This window comes from Pararhodobacter sp., from assembly GCF_034676075.1.
In the GTDB taxonomy this organism is placed as follows: domain Bacteria; phylum Pseudomonadota; class Alphaproteobacteria; order Rhodobacterales; family Rhodobacteraceae; genus Pararhodobacter.
Genome location: NZ_JAUCCQ010000225.1, coordinates 1 through 2,441, shown reverse-complemented (window position 1 = coordinate 2,441; position 2,441 = coordinate 1). Strand labels below are relative to the sequence as shown.

The 2,441-nt window shown below is 68.3% G+C and carries 1 protein-coding gene; it reads left to right on the top strand.

Annotated elements, in window-relative coordinates:
- Positions 1-2,441 (top strand): type I polyketide synthase (locus VDQ18_RS23450; protein WP_323023268.1); only part of this gene is annotated, 2,441 nt, incomplete at both ends.

Here is a 2,441-nt window from a genome sequence, read left to right as displayed (position 1 = left end):
ACGAGATCCTCAGCCCGGACGGCGAATGCCACGCCTTCGACCACCGCGCGCAGGGCACCGTCTTCGGCTCGGGCGCCGGGTGCGTGGTATTGAAGCGGCTGGCCGATGCGGTCAGGGACGGCGATCATATCTGGGCCGTGCTCAAGGGCTCCGCCATCAACAACGACGGGGCGCAGAAGGCGGGGTATCTGGCGCCCTCGGTCGAGGGTCAGGCGCGCTGCGTGGCCGAGGCACAGGCGGTGGCCGATGTCCCGGCCGAGACGGTCGATTACATCGAATGCCACGGCACCGGCACTTATCTGGGCGATCCCATCGAGGTCGCCGCCATGACGCAGGCCTTCCGCGACCAGACCGACGCCGTGCAATTCTGCAAGATCGGCTCGGTCAAGACCAACATCGGGCATCTGGATACCGCCGCCGGGGTGGCGTCGCTGATCAAGGTGGCGCTGTCGCTGCACCACCGAGAGATCCCGCCCTCGCTGGGCTACGAGGCGCCGAACCCGACGATTGATTTCGAGACCTCGCCCTTCGCCGTCAACGCGGCGCTGACCCCCTGGGAACAACGCGGCCATCCCCGCCGCGCCGGCATCAACTCCTTGGGCGTCGGCGGCACCAATGCCCATGCGATCCTGGAAGAAGCGCCCGCCCGCGCGCCCTCTGATGAGTCCGATTGGCCGTTCCAGCTGTTCACGCTGTCGGCCCGCTCGAAATCCGCGCTCGACGCGCAGGCCAGGGGGCTGGCTGCGCATCTCCGTGCCAACCCGGGGATCGACCTCGCCGATACCGCCTGGACCCTGCACAAGGGTCGCCGCGCCTTTGACAAGCGCCGCGTGGTGGTGGCCGAAACCGCCGAGGAAGCCGCCGATCTGCTGGACTCCGACAACCCGCGCCGGGTCTTCACCCATACCGCGCTGGACAATCCCGATGTGGTCTTCCTCTTCCCCGGCGGCGGCGCGCAATACGCCGGCATGGCGCGCGACCTCTACGAGACGGAGCCGGTCTTCGCCGAATGGATGGACCGCGGGCTGGAGATCCTGCAACCGCGCCTTTCCTACGACATCCGCGCCCTGTGGCTGCCCGAAAAGGGGGCCGAGGCCGAGGCCGACGAGACGCTGAAAAAGCCCTCCGTCCAGCTGCCGCTGATCATGATCACCGAATACGCGCTGGCCCAGATGCTGATGGCCTGGGGCGTGCAGCCCGCCGCGCTGGTCGGCCATTCGATGGGCGAGAATACCGCCGCCTGTCTGGCCGGGGTGTTGTCGTTCGAGGATTGCATCGCGCTGGTCCATCTGCGCGGTTCGCTCTTCGACACGGTGCCCGCCGGGGGGATGCTGTCGGTGCCGCTGTCGGTCGCCGCGCTCACCCCCTATCTGGGCGATCTGGACATCGCCTCGGTCAACGCACCGGAACTGACGGTCGTTTCCGGCCCCGATGCGGCGCTGGTCGATCTGGCCGCGCGGCTCTCGGCGGACGGCATCGACACCCAGCGCATCGCCATCGACATCGCCGCGCATTCCCGGATGCTTGAGCCGATCCTCGGCCAGTTCCGCGCCTTCCTCGCCTCCATCCCGCTGCAAGCGCCGCGCCTGCCGATCATCTCGAACCGCACCGGTCAGCCGCTGACCGCCGAACAGGCGACCAGCCCGGACTACTGGACGCAGCACCTGCGCAACACCGTCCTTTTCGCCGAATGCGTCTCTAATCTTGCCGAAAACCCCAATCGCATCTGGATCGAGGTCGGGCCGGGCAAGGCCCTGTCCTCGCTGACGCGGATGCATGGCGCGGTCCCCGGCCAGCAGGTTCTCGCCGTCCTGCGCCACCCTGAGGAAGCGATCGCCGACGACCTTTACCATATGGGCCTGCTGGGCCGGATCTGGGCGCTGGGCGGGTCCTTCGACTGGAGCCAGATCTGGGGCGAGGCGCGGCGGGTGAAACTGCCGCTGCCGACCTACCCGTTCGAGCGCCGCGAATACTTCATCGCCCCCGCCAAGCCCGTCACGGAGACCGCCGTCGCGCTGCCCGCCCGGATCGAGGACGTGACGCAGATGGGCACAAGGCTCGCCTGGGTTGCGCGCTCGGCCGAGGTGGAGGCCGATCTGGATGCCGCGCTGGCCTCGATGGCCGAGACCTGGCTCGTCTTCGCCGATCAGGACGGCATCGCCGCGCCGGTCATCGCCAAGCTGCGCGCCGGGGGTCAGAAGGTGATCGAGGTTCAGGCCGGCGACACCTTCCGCCGCCGGGGCGACAGCGCCTATACCCTGCCGCCCGAACGCGGGCGCGAGGGCTATGACCAGCTCATGCAAGATCTGGTCCATCGCGGCACGGTGCCCACAAGGATTGCCCATTTCTGGCTGGCGAGCGGTGAGGAACATTTCCGGCCGGGGTCGAGCGCGTTTCAGGCGCATGTCGAGCAGGGCTTCTATTCGCTCCTGTTCCTCGGC